General features: G+C 69.2%; 19 protein-coding genes. 16 read left to right on the top strand and 3 right to left on the bottom strand.

Going from position 1 to position 15,991, the window contains the following annotated elements:
* Positions 1-32 precede the first annotated feature (32 nt).
* Positions 33-887: a DUF3108 domain-containing protein gene (locus FHR66_RS12110; RefSeq protein ID WP_160970864.1), complete on the top strand. Its 855-nt coding sequence runs from the start codon at positions 33-35 to the stop codon at positions 885-887.
* A 2-nt stretch (positions 888-889) separates the two neighbouring features.
* Positions 890-1,573 (top strand): DUF3108 domain-containing protein, encoded by a 684-nt coding sequence (locus FHR66_RS12115; RefSeq protein ID WP_160970866.1) that lies wholly within the window; start codon positions 890-892, stop codon positions 1,571-1,573.
* 400 nt (positions 1,574-1,973) lie between these two features.
* Here FHR66_RS12115 and FHR66_RS12120 read toward each other — a convergent pair whose 3' ends face one another.
* From FHR66_RS12120 to FHR66_RS12130, 3 genes are read right to left on the bottom strand one after another with little or no spacing between them, the layout of a single operon-like run.
* Positions 1,974-2,288 (bottom strand): EF-hand domain-containing protein, encoded by a 315-nt coding sequence (locus tag FHR66_RS12120; RefSeq protein ID WP_160970868.1) that lies wholly within the window; start codon positions 2,286-2,288, stop codon positions 1,974-1,976.
* Positions 2,285-3,559 (bottom strand): UDP-N-acetylglucosamine 1-carboxyvinyltransferase, encoded by a 1,275-nt coding sequence (gene murA, locus FHR66_RS12125; RefSeq protein ID WP_160970870.1) that lies wholly within the window; start codon positions 3,557-3,559, stop codon positions 2,285-2,287. Before murA ends, FHR66_RS12120 begins: the two co-directional genes overlap by 4 nt.
* A 49-nt stretch (positions 3,560-3,608) precedes the next feature.
* Positions 3,609-3,851, bottom strand: coding sequence for a BolA family protein (locus FHR66_RS12130; protein ID WP_160970872.1), 243 nt, complete (start codon positions 3,849-3,851; stop codon positions 3,609-3,611).
* Between the two features lie 52 nt (positions 3,852-3,903).
* Here FHR66_RS12130 and FHR66_RS12135 point away from each other — a divergent pair, with 52 nt between their 5' ends.
* The 14 genes from FHR66_RS12135 to mgtE all read left to right on the top strand — a co-directional run bounded on the left by FHR66_RS12135 (position 3,904) and on the right by mgtE (position 15,858).
* Entirely contained in the window at positions 3,904-4,905 is a 1,002-nt protein-coding gene (locus FHR66_RS12135; protein WP_160970874.1) for a KpsF/GutQ family sugar-phosphate isomerase, read from the top strand.
* 90 nt (positions 4,906-4,995) lie between these two features.
* Positions 4,996-5,544 (top strand): KdsC family phosphatase, encoded by a 549-nt coding sequence (locus FHR66_RS12140; protein WP_017910666.1) that lies wholly within the window; start codon positions 4,996-4,998, stop codon positions 5,542-5,544.
* Entirely contained in the window at positions 5,541-6,107 is a 567-nt protein-coding gene (gene lptC, locus FHR66_RS12145) for an LPS export ABC transporter periplasmic protein LptC (protein ID WP_160970876.1), read from the top strand. The genes FHR66_RS12140 and lptC overlap by 4 nt, the downstream gene beginning before the upstream one ends.
* Entirely contained in the window at positions 6,085-6,687 is a 603-nt protein-coding gene (lptA, locus tag FHR66_RS12150) for a lipopolysaccharide transport periplasmic protein LptA (protein ID WP_160970878.1), read from the top strand. Before lptC ends, lptA begins: the two co-directional genes overlap by 23 nt.
* A complete protein-coding gene (gene lptB, locus FHR66_RS12155; RefSeq protein ID WP_160970880.1) occupies positions 6,687-7,406 on the top strand; it encodes an LPS export ABC transporter ATP-binding protein in 720 nt (239 codons plus the stop codon). Before lptA ends, lptB begins: the two co-directional genes overlap by 1 nt.
* Before the next feature lie 85 nt (positions 7,407-7,491).
* Positions 7,492-8,895 carry an RNA polymerase factor sigma-54 gene (locus tag FHR66_RS12160; RefSeq protein WP_456361757.1) on the top strand — a complete coding sequence of 468 codons (1,404 nt, stop codon included), beginning with the start codon at positions 7,492-7,494 and terminating at the stop codon, positions 8,893-8,895.
* Between the two features lie 48 nt (positions 8,896-8,943).
* Complete coding sequence (hpf, locus tag FHR66_RS12165; protein WP_010344105.1) at positions 8,944-9,261, top strand: ribosome hibernation-promoting factor, HPF/YfiA family; 318 nt, start codon at positions 8,944-8,946, stop codon at positions 9,259-9,261.
* Positions 9,262-9,282: 21 nt separating this feature from the next.
* Positions 9,283-9,735, top strand: coding sequence for a PTS sugar transporter subunit IIA (locus FHR66_RS12170; protein WP_160970884.1), 453 nt, complete (start codon positions 9,283-9,285; stop codon positions 9,733-9,735).
* Positions 9,732-10,682, top strand: coding sequence for an HPr(Ser) kinase/phosphatase (hprK, locus tag FHR66_RS12175; RefSeq protein ID WP_160970886.1), 951 nt, complete (start codon positions 9,732-9,734; stop codon positions 10,680-10,682). The genes FHR66_RS12170 and hprK overlap by 4 nt, the downstream gene beginning before the upstream one ends.
* Positions 10,679-11,557 (top strand): RNase adapter RapZ, encoded by an 879-nt coding sequence (gene rapZ, locus FHR66_RS12180; RefSeq protein WP_160970888.1) that lies wholly within the window; start codon positions 10,679-10,681, stop codon positions 11,555-11,557. The genes hprK and rapZ overlap by 4 nt, the downstream gene beginning before the upstream one ends.
* A 147-nt stretch (positions 11,558-11,704) precedes the next feature.
* Positions 11,705-12,097 (top strand): PTS sugar transporter subunit IIA, encoded by a 393-nt coding sequence (locus tag FHR66_RS12185; protein ID WP_160970890.1) that lies wholly within the window; start codon positions 11,705-11,707, stop codon positions 12,095-12,097.
* A complete protein-coding gene (locus FHR66_RS12190; RefSeq protein WP_010344110.1) occupies positions 12,090-12,359 on the top strand; it encodes an HPr family phosphocarrier protein in 270 nt (89 codons plus the stop codon). Before FHR66_RS12185 ends, FHR66_RS12190 begins: the two co-directional genes overlap by 8 nt.
* 58 nt (positions 12,360-12,417) lie before the next feature.
* Positions 12,418-14,124: a phosphoenolpyruvate--protein phosphotransferase gene (gene ptsP / locus FHR66_RS12195; RefSeq protein ID WP_160970892.1), complete on the top strand. Its 1,707-nt coding sequence runs from the start codon at positions 12,418-12,420 to the stop codon at positions 14,122-14,124.
* Between the two features lie 375 nt (positions 14,125-14,499).
* A complete protein-coding gene (gene mgtE, locus FHR66_RS12200) occupies positions 14,500-15,858 on the top strand; it encodes a magnesium transporter (protein ID WP_160970894.1) in 1,359 nt (452 codons plus the stop codon).
* Positions 15,859-15,991: the final 133 nt, after the last annotated feature.

Consider the following 15,991-nt stretch of genomic DNA (forward strand, 5'->3'; position numbering starts at 1 on the left):
CCTCTTCCCTCCCGCCCACGCCAGCCGATCCCATGAAGCTCGCTCCGCGTCCGTTCGCCCTCCTCGTTGCGTCCGGCCTCGGCCTGCTGGCGCCCATCGTCGCTGCGCAGGTCGCGCCGGCGCCCGCCGCGCAACCGGCGCCGCAGACCGGTCCCGCTCCGACCACGCCCGCCACCGGCACACCCGCACCGGCCGCCGCGGCGTCGCCGGCGCTGCCCGCAGAGGCGTGGACGCCACCGCCGCTGCAGCCGTTCGTGGCCACCTACGACGCCCTGTACAAGGGCAAGCCGGCCGGCGACGCGCGCATGGACGTCGTGCATACCGGCGGCGACCAGTGGCGGGTCGACCTGGGCGTGCATGGACGCAGCGGTTTCGCCAGCATCCTCGGCCTGAACATCGAGCAGAGCACGGTGTTCACCGTGCAGGACGGCCGCTACGTCCCGCAGAGCCAGAGCACGGTCAAGAAGGCGGTGTTCTTCGGCAAGAAGGTCACCGGCGTGTACGACTGGAAACAGGGCGTGGCGCGCTGGGACGGCGACCTGAAGAAGGACCGGCAGGCGCCGATCCCGCTGCAGCCCGGCGACCAGAGCGCGCTGCTGCTCAACCTCTCGCTGATGCGCGACGCGCAGCCGGGCAAGACCATGACCTACCGCTTCGTCGACGTCGGCCGGGTGCGCGAACATGTCTACCGCGCCGCCGACCAGACCGAGACCGTGCAGGTGGGCGACATCAGCTACGACGCATTGCGGGTGTCGCGCACCAACGGCGGCCGCAATGAGACCATCCTGTGGATCGCCAACGGCGTGCCGACGCCGGTGCGCATCCTGCAGCGCGAAGACGGCGAAGACCGCATCGACCTGCGCCTGACCGAATACCAAGGAGCCTGACCATGACCCGCATCGCCCGCCCGCTGACCGCCCTCGCCGCCGCCCTGCTGGCCACGGCGAGCCTGCCCGCCATGGCCCTGGAGCCGTTCACCGCGGACTACCAGGCCAGCTACATGGGCATGCAGGCCAATGGCGTGATGACCCTGGCCAAGCAGGGCGGCGACCGCTGGCGCTACAGCCTGGCGATCAAGAACCAGGTCGCCGACCTCAGCCAGAGCACGGTGTTCGAGGAAAAGGGCGGACAGCTGCGTCCGCTCAGCAGCGACGACCGCTCGGTGTTCCTGATCAAGAAGAAGGCCGTGACCGCCAACTATGACTGGAGCACCGGCCAGGCGACCTGGGGCGGCGACCTCAAGGCCGACCGCCGCGGTCCGGTGAAGCTGCAGCCGGGCGACATGGACGCATTGTTGATCAACCTGGCGATCGCGCGCGACGTCAATGCCGGCAAGACCCCGAGCTACCGCATGGTCGACGAGGGCCGCGCCAAGCCGATGACCTACCACGTCGCCGGCAAGGAAGCGGTCACCGTCAACGGCAAGACCGAGCAGGCGACCAAGGTCACCCGCACCGACGGTTCCAAGGAGATCGTGGCCTGGATCGTGCCGGACATGCCGGTGCCGGTGCGCATCCTGCAGCGCGAGAACGGCCAGGACGCGCTGGACCTGACCATCAAGTCGTTGCGCTGAGGGGCTGGGATTGGGGAATCGGGATTGGGGAATCGCAACGGCGGTTCCGCCGTGGGAATGGGGAATTGGGATTGGGGAATCGCAAAAGCGGCTCCCCGCTCGTGGCGGTTCCCATGTAGGAGCGGCTTCAGCCGCGACCCGGTGAGCCGGGATTGGCATTTGGGATTGGGAAACCGCAGCAGCAGTTCCCAACGCAGCGCGTGGCGTCCCATGTGGGAGGGGCTTCAGCCCCGACGCGAGGTTGCGAATCGCCCTGCGGAAACCGGCGAGCGATTGCAGAAGCTCCAAACGGCGCGAGTCAACGCCCATCCATGGAACATGCAACGGGGCGACAGGTAGTGCTCTCCCTTGGTGCACAGCCTAGGCGGGCGCCGCCCACGCGGCGCCCCGCCCCACATCCTTACTTCTTCTCCGCCGGCGCGGCCTTGAACGTGGTGCGGCAATCCACGCGGATCTGGGCGCCGCTGCTGCGCCAGTAGAACGTACTGCACTCGCGCGGGCCGTTCTGGGTGCGGCTCACGCCGACCGCGTAGAACGATTGCCAGATCTCGTCGCGGGTGACCTGGCCGTCGCCGTTCCAGTCCATGTCGCGCTCCTCGATGCCCTGGGTGATGGCGATGCCGGTGTACCAGGCATAGCCGACCCAGGCCAGCAGCACCACGACGATCGCCAGCAACACCTTGCGCCGACGGGTGAAGCGGCCGCTGAGGATCATGCGACGCGCCGGATGGACGCGCCCAGCGCCCCCAGCTTCTCCTCGATGTTCTCGTACCCCCGATCCAGGTGGTAGATGCGGTCGATGGTGGTGTCGCCGTCGGCGACCAGGCCGGCCAGGATCAGCGAGGCCGAGGCGCGCAGGTCGGTGGCCATCACCGGCGCGCCGCTCAGCCGCTCGGTGCCGCGCACGATCGCGGTATGCCCTTCGATCTGGATGTCCGCGCCCAGGCGCAGCAGTTCGTTGACGTGCATGAAACGGTTCTCGAAGATCGTTTCGTTGATCACGCCGACGCCGTCGGCCACGCAGTTGAGCGCCATGAACTGCGCCTGCATGTCGGTGGGAAACGCGGGATACGGCGCGGTGGTCAGGCTGACCGCACGCGGGCGCTTGCCGTGCATGTCCAGGCGGATCCAGTCCTCGCCGGTCTCGATGCTGGCGCCGGCCTCGGTGAGCTTGTCCAGCACCGCGTCGAGGGTGTCGGCGCGCGCGCGGCGCACGGTGACGCTGCCGCCGGTCATCGCCGCGGCGACCAGGAAGGTGCCGGTCTCGATGCGGTCCGGCAGCACCGCATGGCGGCCGCCGGAGAGGCGCTCCACGCCGTGCACGACGATGCGCGAGGTGCCCGCGCCTTCGATCTTCGCGCCCAGCGCGATCAGGCAGTCGGCCAGGTCGCTGACCTCCGGTTCCATCGCCGCGTTCTCCAGCACGGTGGTGCCGTCGGCCAGCGCCGCGGCCATCAGCACGTTCTCGGTGCCGGTGACGCTGACCATGTCGAACACGTAGCGGCCGCCCTTGAGCCGGCCGTTGCTGCTGGCCTTGATGTAGCCGTTCTCGACGCTGATCTCCGCGCCCAGCGCCTGCAGGCCCTTGATGTGCTGGTCGACCGGCCGCGAGCCGATCGCGCAGCCGCCGGGCAGCGACACTTCGGCCGCGCCGAACTTGGCCAGCAGCGGGCCCAGCACCAAGATCGAGGCGCGCATGGTGCGCACCAGCTCGTACGGGGCGACGTGCTGGTGGACCTTGCGCGGGTCGACGGTGATGGCGCTGCCGCGCGACAGCGTGCCTTCGTCGATGGTGACTTCCGCGCCCAGCTCGCCGAGCAGCTTCACCGTGGTGATCACGTCGTGCAGTTGCGGCACGTTGGTGATCTCCACCGGCGCATCGGCCAGCAGGGTCGCGCAGAGGATCGGCAGCACGGCGTTCTTGGCGCCGGAAATGTTCACTTCACCGTGCAGCGCGTTGCCGCCGGTCACTACGATTTTGGCCATGGGTCTCGTGGGGGAAGGAAAAAAAGGGGAATAACGGGTACGCGGCGGCTCAGCCGGCGGCGCGCCCGGCCTGCTCGGGGGTCAGGGTGTTCAGCGCCAGCGCGTGGATCGCACCGCCCATCAGGTCGCCCAGGGTGGCGTAGACCATGCGGTGGCGGGCCAGCGGCAGCTTGCCGGCGAAGGCGGCGCTGACCACGGTGGCTTCGAAGTGCACGCCGTCGTCGCCCTGCACCTGCACCTGCGCGTCCGGCAGGCCGGCCTCGATGAGTTTACGGATGGTTTCGGCGTCCACCGGGCTTTCCTCATAAAATGATCGGCCATTCTACCCTCCGACCGGCACCCGCATGGATGTATCGCCCCTGTCTCCCACGACGCCCGACGACGCCGGCCTGGTCGCCAGCGGCCGCCGTGTGGTCGAGATCGAGCAGGCCGCGCTGGCGGCGGTCGGCGCGCGCATCGGCGCCGATTTCGCCGCTGCCTGCCGGCTGATCCTCGGTTCGCGCGGGCGCGTGGTCGCCACCGGCATGGGCAAGTCGGGCCACGTGGCGCGCAAGATCGCCGCCACCCTCGCCTCCACCGGCACCCCGGCGTTCTTCGTGCACCCGGGCGAGGCCGGGCACGGCGACCTGGGCATGATCACCGATGCCGACGTGGTCCTGGCGCTGTCCTATTCCGGCGAATCCGACGAGATCCTGATGCTGCTGCCGGTGCTCAAGCGCCAGGGCAACGCGGTGATCGCGATGACCGGCCGCCCGCAGTCCACGCTGGCGCGCGAAGCCGACCTGCACCTGGACGTCAGCGTGCCGGCCGAGGCCTGCCCGCTGGACCTGGCGCCGACCTCCAGCACCACCGCCTCGCTGGCGCTGGGCGACGCGCTGGCGGTGGCGCTGCTGGACGCGCGCGGCTTCACCGCCGACGACTTCGCCCGCTCGCACCCGGCCGGCAGCCTCGGCCGCCGCCTGCTGCTGCACATCACCGACGTCATGCACCGCGGCGACGAACTGCCCAAGGTGCGCGAGGACGCCAGCCTCAGCGAGGCGCTGGTGGAGATGAGCCGCAAGCGCCTGGGCATGACCGCGGTGGTGGACGCCGACGACCGCCTGCTCGGGCTGTTCACCGACGGCGACCTGCGCCGCGCCCTGGACAGCGCGCTGGACGTGCGCCAGACCCGCATCGCCGAGGTGATGACCCGGCAGCCGCGTACCATCGGCGCCGACCAGCTCGCCGCCGAGGCCGCACGGCTGATGGAGACCCACAAGATCACCGGCCTGATCGTGGTCGATGCGGCCGGCCGCGCGGTCGGCGCACTCAACATTCACGACCTGTTGCGCGCCAGAGTGGTTTAACAGGCTGAACCCGTTCACCGCCCGCCGGCGTCCCCACGCCGCTGGCCCTGGCCGCTGGAAAGCCGGCCTCCCCGCCCCGATATCCCGAACATGCCCTATTCCCCGCTGGCCGACCTCCCCGCCGACCTGATCGACCGCGCCGCCCGGATCCGCCTGGCGTGCTTCGACGTGGACGGCACGCTGACCGACGGCCGCCTGTACTACGACCGCGACGGCAACGAGAGCAAGGCCTTCAACGTGCTCGACGGCCAGGGCCTGGTGCAGTTGCGCCGGCACGGCATCGACGTGGCGCTGATCACCGCCCGGCCCAGCCTGGCGGCGGAGAAGCGCGGCCAGGAGCTGGGCCTGCTGGTGCAGATCGGGGTCAAGGACAAGCGCGCCGGGGTGCAGGCGCTGTGCGACGAGCGCGGCATCGGCCTGGAGCAGGTCTGCTTCATGGGCGACGACCTGCCCGACCTGGCGCCGCTGCGCGTGGTCGGCCTGGCGGTGGCCCCGGCCAACGCCCACCCCTGGACCGCCGAACACGTGCACTGGACCACCCGCGCCCGCGGCGGCGAAGGCGCGGCGCGCGAACTGTGCGACGTGCTGCTGGCCGCGCAGGGCCACGTCCCATCCCTGCTGCAGGAGCATGGCGCATGAACTGGCGCACCACCCTTGGCACCCTGTTGCTGGTCGGGGCGCTGATCAGCGGCTGGTCGGCCTGGAACCAGCGCAGCAAGCCCACCCGCAATCCTTCCGACGAAGCCAGCGTGGACTACATCGCCCGCGACTTCGAGATCGTCAGCCTGGACAAGCAGGGCAAGGAAGCGATGACCCTGCGCGCGCCGCAGATGGAACGCAGCCGCGCCGACCAGACGATGTCGATCGTGACCCCGCTGTTCCTGCTGCCCGACGCCAACGGCCAGCACTGGGAGATGCGCAGCAAGACCGGCTGGGTCAGCGCCGACGGCGACGAACTGCGCCTGCGCGACGACGTCGCCGGCGACAGCCCAAAGGTGCCCAGCATCCCGCCCACCACCTTCCGTACGCAGAGCCTGGACGTCTTCCCGCAGACCAACAGCGCGCGCACCGCCGCCCCGGTCACGATGACCCGGCCCGGTATGATGCAGACCGGCGTCGGCTTCGAAGTCGACTTGAAATCCCGGCAGTACAAGCTCCTTTCACAGGTCAAGACCCGTTATGAACCGAATGCTGCCCGCTAAGCTCGCCCTGCTCGCCCTGCTGCTGCCGACCCTGGCGCTGGCCAAGTCCACCGACCGCAACCAGCCGATGGACATCAAGTCCGACACCAACAATTGCGACAACTTGAGCGGTGATGACGGCAAGTGCCGCTTCGCCGGTAACGTCATCATCGTGCAGGGTACGCTTGAAGTGCATGCCGACACGGCCGACCTGTTCCGCAAGAATGGCGATGTCGACAGGATCCTGCTCAATGGCAAGCAAGCCACGCTGAAGCAGGACATGGACGACGGATCCACCGTGAATGGCACTGCCGACACGATCGATTACACCGTCGGCAACGATACGGTGATCCTGACGGGCAACTACAAAATGACCTCACCCAAGGGCACCAATGCCGGTCAGCGCATGGTCTACAACACCAAGACCGGCAACATGCAGGGCGGCGGCGATGGTACCCGCGTGCACACGGTGATCCAGCCGAAGAATGCCGCCCCGGCAACGCCGGCCGGCGCGCCGGCAGCCGGCGCCAAGCCCCCCGCCAAGCCCCCCGCCAAGCCCGCCGCGGCACCGGCGAAGCCGACCAAGCAAGGAGGCCAGTGATGCTGCTCGCCGAAGGCCTGCGCAAGCGCTACAAGCAGCGCGAAGTGGTGCGCGACTTCGCGCTGACCCTGGAGGCCGGCGAAGTGGTCGGCCTGCTCGGCCCCAACGGTGCTGGCAAGACCACCTGCTTCTATATGATCGTCGGCCTGGTCGATGCCGATGCCGGGCGCATCGTGCTTGACGGCAACGACATCACCGCGCTGCCGATGTACAAGCGCGCCAAGCTCGGCGTTGGCTACCTGCCGCAGGAACCGTCGGTGTTCCGCAAGCTCAGCGTCGCCGACAACATCCGCCTGGTGCTTGAACTGCGCGAGGATCTGGACAACGCCGGACAGGAACGCGAACTGGCGGCGCTGCTGGACGAACTGCAGATCAGCCATGTCGCCGACCAGCTCGGCGCCAGCCTCTCCGGCGGCGAGCGCCGCCGCTGCGAGATCGCCCGCGCGCTGGCGGCCAAGCCGCGACTGATGCTGCTCGACGAACCCTTTGCCGGCGTCGACCCGATCTCGGTCGGCGAAATCCAGCGCATCGTCACCCACCTCAAGCAGCGCGGCATCGGCGTGTTGATCACCGATCACAACGTGCGCGAAACCTTGGGAATCTGCGACCGGGCGTATATCCTCAACGAGGGCAGCGTGTTGGCGCAGGGGGCGCCGGAAGCGCTGCTGGCCAACAGCGACGTGCGCCGCGTCTACCTCGGGGAAACCTTCAGGCTCTGACCGCGCACGCGCCGGCTACGCTCCTTCCGCGCTCGGTACAGGCATGAAAGCACGGCTGCAGACATCGCTGGGACAGCACCTGGTCATGACGCCGCAGTTGCGGCAGGCGATCAAGCTGTTGCAGATGTCCAGCGCCGAGCTGGAGGTGGAGATCGCCGAGGCGGTGGAAAGCAATCCGCTGCTGGAATGGTCCGAGGACGCCGCGCCCACCCTGGATGTGACCAGCCACGGCAGCGCCGAGGGCGAGGTCGAGGTCACGCCGCCGGCCGGCGACACCCTGGACGACGTTCCGCAGCACAACGGCGACGAATGGTCCACTGCCGAATCGGCCTGGAGCGGCGGCAGCGGCGGGTCGTTCGATGACGACGACCTGGGCAGCGCGGCCGAACGCGTGGCCGAACCGGACACCTTGATCGATCACCTGCTGTGGCAGTTGCACCTGTCGCCGCTGTCCGCGCGCGACCGCAGCATCGGCGCGGCGCTGATCGACGCGCTCGACGACGATGGTTACCTGCGCGAGCCGCTGACCGCGATCGCCGAGACCCTGCGCCCGGATATCGCCGCCGAGGAGGACGAGATCCTGACCGTGCTGCACCAGATCCAGCGCTTCGACCCGGCCGGCATCGCCGCGCGCAGCCTGGGCGAGTGCCTGACCCTGCAGCTGGACACCCTGCCCCAAGACACGCCGGGGCTGGCCCTGGCACGCACCATCGCCAACGGACCGCTGGAACGGCTGCCGCGCAGCGGCGTGGCCGGCCTGGCGCACGAACTCAAGCGCCCGACGGCGGAGGTCGACACCGCGGTCGCGCTGCTGCGCTCACTGGACCCGCGTCCGGGCAAGCAGATCGGCGAGTTGGGCAGCGATACCTACGTGGTGCCGGACTGCGTGGTCTGGCGCCAGCGCGGGGTGTGGCATGCGGCGCTGTCCGCGCACGCCCAGCCCAAGGTCACCATCCACCGCGGCTACGAGCGGCTGATCCGCCAGTGCGGCGAAAGCGACGCCGGCTATTTGCGCGGGCAACTGCAGGAAGCGCGCTGGCTGCTGAAGAGCCTGGAGGCGCGCGGCGAGACCCTGCTCAAGGTGACCCGCTGCCTGCTGAAGCAGCAGGCCGGTTTCCTGGAGTTCGGCGAACAGGCGCTGCGGCCGCTGACCCTGCGCGAGATCGCCGGCGAACTGGGCCTGCACGAGAGCACCATCTCCCGCGCCATCGCCCGCAAATACGTGCGCACCCCGCGCGGCACCATCCCGCTGCGCGCCTTCTTCGCCTCCGGCATCGACACCGACAGCGGCGGCGAAGCCTCCAGCACCGCGATCCAGGCGATGATCCGCCGGCTGATCGACGCGGAGAATCCGCGCAAGCCGCTTTCTGACGCCAAGCTGGCCGACCTGCTGAAAAGTGCCGGCGTCCCTGTAGCGCGCCGCACCGTGGCGAAGTATCGTGAGGCCATGAACATTTCCGCCTCCCACGAACGCGTCCGGATCGGCTAGCGGCGGCGGCAATGGTTCATAGGTGAAACCCGAACCAAGGAGTATCCGATGCGTATCGAGACCTACGGCCAGCAGATCGAAGTCACCCCCGCCCTGCGCGAGTATGTGGAGACCAAGCTGCAACGGCTGAAGCGGCACTACGAGGAAACCATCGAGGTCCGCGCCCAACTGGCGCTGCGCAAGCCCGACCATCACGTCGAGGCCACGGTCAACGTCCCCGGCCGCACCCTGCACGCCGACGCCAGCGCACAGACCATGTACGCGGCGATCGACCTGCTCGCCGACAAGCTGGACCGGCTGATCATCAAGCACAAGGAAAAGAAGCACGACCACCATGCGGCCGAGGTGCGCGACAATCTCGCGTGATCCTCCCCACGTTGCGCCACCATGCCCTTGACCGATCTGATGGCGGCCGTCAGCACCCAGGTGCTCCCGGCCGCCGATCGCGACACCCTGCTGCACACCGCCGCCGGTCTGCTGGCCTGCCAGCAGGCCGGCGCCGATGAACTCTTCGCCAGCCTGCGCGAGCGCGAACAGCTCGGCAGCACCGCCATCGGCCACGGCATCGCCATCCCGCACGGCCGCGCGCCGGACCTGGACGCCCCACGCGGCGCGCTCCTGCGCCTGCACCAGCCGATCGATTTCGACGGCCAGGGCACCCAGGTCGACCTGATCTTCGCCATGGCCGTCCCGGCGCACTACACCCACCAACACCTGATGCTGCTGTCCGAACTGGCCGAGCAGTTCTCCATCGAGGAATTCCGCGACGCCCTGCGCAACGCGCCGGACGCCGCCGCGCTGTATGCGCTGCTCGGCGGCGCGCCACGGGCCGCCGCATGAACACCAGCATCGACGCACGCGAACTGTTCGACCAGCAACGCGACCGCCTGAGCCTGCGCTGGATTGCCGGGCACAAGGGCGAACACCGGGTGCTGGAGGCCGGCAATGCGGTCTCGCGGCGCCCGTCGCTGGCCGGGTATCTCAACACCATCTACCCCAACAAGGTGCAGATCCTCGGCACCGAGGAACTGGCCTGGCTGGACTCGCTGGACGCGCGCCAGCGCTGGGAGACCATCGAGAAGATCGTGCAGGTGCGGCCGCTGGCGCTGGTGGTCACCAAGAACCAGTCGTGCCCGGAAGACCTGCGCGCGGCCGCCGACGAATCCGACACGCCGCTGTGGATCTCGCCCAAGCGCGGCCACGAACTGCTCAATCACCTGTCCTACCACCTGGCACGCACGCTGGCGCCGCGGGTGATCCTGCATGGCGTGTTCATGGAGATCTACTCGATCGGCGTGCTGATCACCGGCGAGGCCGGCTCGGGCAAGAGCGAGCTGGCGCTGGAACTGCTCAGCCGCGGCCACCGCCTGGTCGCCGACGACGCCCCCGAATTCACCCAGATCGCCCCCGACGTGCTCGACGGCACCTGCCCGGAACTGCTGCAGGACCTGCTGGAAGTGCGCGGGCTGGGCGTGCTCAACGTGCGCGAGATGTTCGGCGACACGGCTGTAAAGAAGAACAAGTACCTTCGGCTCATCGTGCACCTGACCCGGCCCATGACCGAGCCCACGCCCCACGGCTACGAACGCCTCACCGGCGATTCCGGTACCCGCCACGTGCTGGACCTGGACGTGCCGCTGATCACCCTGCCGGTGATGCCGGGCCGCAACCTGGCGGTGCTGACCGAGGCCGCCACGCGCCTGCACATCCTGCGCACCAAGGGCATCGACCCGGCGGCGATGTTCATCGCCCGCCACAGCAACCTGCTGGAGCGGCGCAGCCCATGACCACCGGCGCCAACACCTCCACGCTGGTCATCGTCAGTGGCCTGTCCGGCTCCGGCAAGTCGGTGGCGCTGAAGACCTTCGAGGACCTGGACTACTACTGCGTCGACAACCTGCCGGTGGAACTGCTGCCGGCCTTCGTCAAGAGCCTGGTGCACGAGGATGCCGGCCCCAGCAAGCTGGCGGTGGGCATCGACGTGCGCAGCCGCCACAGCGACCTGACCCAACTCTCGCGCTGGCGCGAGGCGGTGGCGCAGTTCGGCCTGGACGCACGGCTATTGTTCTTCGACGCCAACGACGAGGCGCTGATCAAGCGCTACGCCGACACCCGCCGGCGCCATCCGCTGTCGCGCCAGGGCCTGTCGCTGCCCGAGGCGATCGAGCGCGAGCGCGCCCTGACCGAACCGCTGCGCGAAGCGGCCGATGCGGTGATCGACACCAGCGCGCTCAACGTGCACCAGCTGCGCCGGCGGGTCACCACCGAGTTCGCGCTGTCCGCCGAGAACACGCTGTCGCTGCTGTTCGAGTCCTTCGCCTACAAGCGCGGCGTCCCGGCCGAAGCGGATTTCGTGTTCGACGCGCGGGTGCTGCCGAATCCGCACTGGGACCCGGAGCTGCGCCCGATGACCGGCCGCGACAGCGGCGTGCGCGAGTATCTGGACGCGCAACCGGACGTGCAGCGCTACACCGCGCAACTGATCGATTTTCTCGACACCTGGCTGCCGCGGCTGCGCAACGACACCCGCAGCTACGTGACCATCGCCTTCGGCTGCACCGGCGGCAAGCACCGCTCGGTGTACCTGGCCGAACGCCTGGCCCGCCACGCCCGCGAACAGGGCTGGCCGGAAGTGGCGACCTTCCATCGCGAGCAGGATTGATCGAAACGCCGGGATTCGGGATTGGGGATTCGGGATTGGCAAACGCGGGGCATTGCTCTGGCTCTTGCGAATCCCCAATCCCAAATTCCCAATCCCCGCTCCCCACAGCCATTCCCTGCGCCCTGCCTGACCTGTTAACGTTCTCCCATGGCCTGTGGCATTCTCCTCATCACTCATCCCGGGATCGGCGCGGCGCTGCTGAGCGTGGCGACCCGGATGTTGCGGCAATTGCCGCTGAAGACCGAAGCGTTCGAAGTGCCGTTCGATGCTGATCTGGAGGCGCTGCTGCCGCAGGCGTCGGCGGCATTGCGGCGGGTGGACGACGGCGATGGCGTGCTGGTGGTGACGGATCTGTACGGAGCCAGCCCGAGCAACCTCGCCGCACGGCTGGCACGCCTGGGCACGCCGGTGCGGCGCGTTTCGGCGTTGAGTCTGCCGATGCTGCTGCGGATCATGAATTATCCCGAACAAGGACTGGAGCAGTTGCCCGCGACCGCGGCAGCCGGCTCGCGCAACGGCGTGGTGATCGACGATGCTTGAACGCGAACTGCTGGTCTCCAATCGCCTCGGCCTGCACGCCCGCGCCACTGCCAAGCTGGTGCAGACGCTGTCCTCGTTCCGCTGCAACGCCACGTTGGCGGCCAAGGGCCGCGAGGTCAACGCCAAGAGCATCATGGGCGTGATGCTGCTGGCCGCCGCACAGGGCACGCCGGTGACGGTGCGGGTGGACGGCGCCGACGAAGCCGAGGCACTCAAGGCCGTGGTCGACCTGTTCGAGCGGCGCTTCGACGAGGACAGCTGAGCATGCGTCGCCGGCGGCCGCAGGCAGGGACGCGGTGCCGCCGCACGGGGCACGCGCGGTGAGCGTGCGCATCGCCGGCCATGGCGCCTCGCGCGGCAATGCCCTGGGCCGCGCGCGGGTGCGCCTGCCGCATGCGCTGGAGGTGGCCGAGCAACGCATCGCCGCCGCGCAGATTCCCGAAGAACTCGATCGCCTGCACCGTGCGGTGGGCGCCGCGCGCGAGGAGATGCACGGCCTGCGCCAGCGCCTGCACGGCGCCCTGGCCAAGGAGGTCGGCGAATTCCTCGACCTGCACGCGCTGCTGCTCGACGACCCGGAACTGCTGCATGGCCTGGACGAACTGATCCGCACCGGCCGCTACAGCGCCGACTACGCGCTGCGCCTGCAGCGCGACCGCCTGGCGACCGTGTTCGACGACATGGAAGACGCCTACCTGAAGAGCCGCATGGACGATCTGGACCATGTGATCGGGCGGATCCATGCGTTCCTGCAGAAGCGTCAGCCGGACAGCGAAGGCCTGGCCGGCGAGATCCTGGTGTGCGAGAACGTGGCGCCGTCGGAACTGGCGCAACTGCAGGCGCAGGGCGTGGTCGGCATCGTCACCAGCGCCGGCAGCACGCTGTCGCACAGCGCGATCCTGGCGCGCAGCCTGCACCTGCCGCTGGTGGTCGGTGTCGCCGACGCATTGCAGAAGATCAACGACGGCGACGTGCTGATCATCGACGGCACCCAGGGCGCGGTGCTGGTCGATCCGACCCCGGACGACCTGCGCGACTATCGCAGCCGCGTGCGCGAGCAGGCCAAGCTGCAGCGCAGCCTGGGGAAGCTGCGCTCCAAGCCCAGCCGGACCCGCGACGGCGTGGACATCACCCTGCTGGCCAACGCCGAGTCGCGCGACGACGTCACCCGCGCGCACGCGCTCGGCGCCGACGGCCTGGGCCTGTACCGCACCGAATTCCTGTTCCTGCAGCGCGACGCCCTGCCCGACGAGGAAGAACAGTTCCACACCTACCGCGACGCGGTGCTGGGCATGAGCGGCCGACCGGTGACCATCCGCACGCTGGACCTGGGCGCGGACAAGGCCGATCGCACCGGCCTGACCATGAGCAACGAAGAAAACCCGGCGCTGGGACTGCGTGGCGTGCGCCTGTCGCTGGCCCGGCCCAAGGTCTCCGATACGCAGTTGCGTGCGCTGCTGCGCGCCTCCGCCTACGGCCCGGTGCGGGTGCTGGTGCCGATGGTCAGCGCGCGCGAGGAACTGCTGGCGATGCGCCGCCACCTCAAGCGCATCGGCGCGCAGTTGCGCCGCGACGGCCATGCCATCGCCGAGCAGGTGCCACTGGGCGCGATGATCGAGGTGCCGGCGGCGGCGCTCGCCCTGGACACCTTCATCGACGTCATCGACTTCCTGTCGATCGGCACCAACGACCTGGTGCAGTACCTGCTCGCCGCCGACCGCAACAACGAGGCGGTGGCCGAGTTGTATTCGCCGCTGCATCCGGCGGTGCTGCGGCTGATCGCGCAAGTGATCGCCACCGGCCAGGCCCACGGCAAGCCGGTGGCGGTGTGCGGCGAGATCGCCGGCGACCCGGCGCTGACCCGCATGCTGCTGGCGCTGGGACTGCGCGAGTTCAGCCTGCATCCGGCGACGATGCTGGAAGTGCGCCAGGTGATCCGCGACAGCGACCTGCAGTCCCTGCGCCAACGCGGCGCCAAACTGCTGCAGGCGCGCGACCGCAAGGGCATCGAGCGCTGGTTGGCGTGAGAGCCGGGATCGGGGAGTCGGGATTGGGGATTGGGATGAAGCCGTTCGGCTGCGGAACGCGGGGATTCGATTGAAGGATGCCGGTTGCGGCATCCTGCGCCGCGCGCTTCGATGAAAAAATCGCCAACCCTCTGGGCAGCAACCGCACGGTTCCGACAGCGCCTGCCCCGCCGCTTTTTTGTGGCAGGGGCTTCAGCCCCGCCCACAGAGGAGCGCAGCGCCTCACGCTCGCGCAGAAGCATCGACTCCCCAATCCCGCCTCCCCAATCCCGGCCTTCCACTGTGCTTCCCGCAACATGCAGGCGATAATGTTGGGATGAACATCTGACCGACCGCGTTTCTCCGGAGCGCGGCCTCTACCGAAGGGAGCAGCGCATGGCCGACGCCGTCCGCCACGACAAGACCGCGCGGCAGCTGCGCATGCTGTCCGATGCGCTGGACAGCGGGCGCCTGGGTCCGGTGCGGCGACTGGTCAATACGCTGGCGCCGGCCGAGATCGGCAACCTGCTGGAGTCGCTGCCGCCGGGCAAGCGCGAGGTGGTGTGGGGCCTGGTCGATCCGGAAGACGACGGCGAGGTGTTGGTCCACGTCGGCGAGGAAGTGCGCGAGAGCCTGCTCGCGGACATGGACCCGGACGAAATCGTCGCCGCGGTCGAAGACCTGGACATCGACGACCTCGCCAACCTGGTCGAGGACCTGCCGGACACGGTCATCGACGAAGTGCTCAAGTCGATGGACCGCGAGAACCGCGAGCGGCTGGAGCAGGTGCTGTCGTATCCCGAGGACAGCGCCGGCCGTCTGATGAACCCGGACGTGGTCACCGTGCGCGCCGACGTCAACGTCGACGTGGTGCTGCGCTACCTGCGCCTGCGCGGCGAACTGCCGGACCATACCGACCACCTGTTCGTGGTCAGCCGCCGCCACCAGTACCTGGGACGGGTGTCGCTGGCGGCGCTGGTCACCCACGAGGACTCCACCCCGATCAACCGGCTGATCGACGACGAGCAGCCGGCCATCGACGTCGGCGAAGGCGCCGACGAGGTCGCGCGGCAGTTCTCCGACCACGACTGGATCTCCGCGCCGGTGGTGGACGACAACAACATCCTGCTCGGCCGCATCACCATCGACGACGTGGTCGACATCATCCGCGATCAGGCCGAGCACCAGGCGATGAGCGCCGCCGGCCTGGACGAGGACGAAGACCTGTTCAGCCCGGTGCGGCGCGCGTTCCGGCGCCGCCTGATCTGGCTGACGATCAACCTGGGCACCGCCTTCATCGCCTCCAGCGTGGTCAGCCAGTTCGAGGGCACCATCGCCAAACTGGTGGCGCTGGCCGCGTTGATGCCGATCGTGGCCGGCATGGGCGGCAACGCCGGCACCCAGGTGCTGGCGCTGATGGTGCGCGGCCTGGCGCTGGGCCAGATCGGCGCGTCCAACGTCGGCGTGCTGCTGCGCAAGGAGCTGACGGTGGCGCTGATCAACGGCCTGTCTCTGGGCATCGGCCTGGGCCTGATCGTGCTGCTGTGGTTCAAGCAGCCGCTGCTGTCGCTGGTGATCGGTTCGGCGCTGACCATCAACCTGCTCACCGCCGCCCTCGGCGGCGTGCTGGTGCCGTTGACGCTCAAGCGCCTGGGCTTCGATCCGGCGCTGGCCGGCGGAGTGATCCTGACCACGCTGACCGACGTGATGGGCTTCCTCAGCTTCCTCGGCCTGGCCACCCTGGTCCTGCTGTAGGGCGTGTCCGTGCGGCGGGGGCGGTTCCGCCGGCCCGCCGTGCGACACAGCAACGGTGATCCGCGCGGCGCAGATCCCGCCATCCGCCCGGTACGCGGCAGGCCCGCCGCACCAGCACGCGCCGCGGCCGGCG

Source organism: Xanthomonas sp. F4 (genome assembly GCF_011761895.1).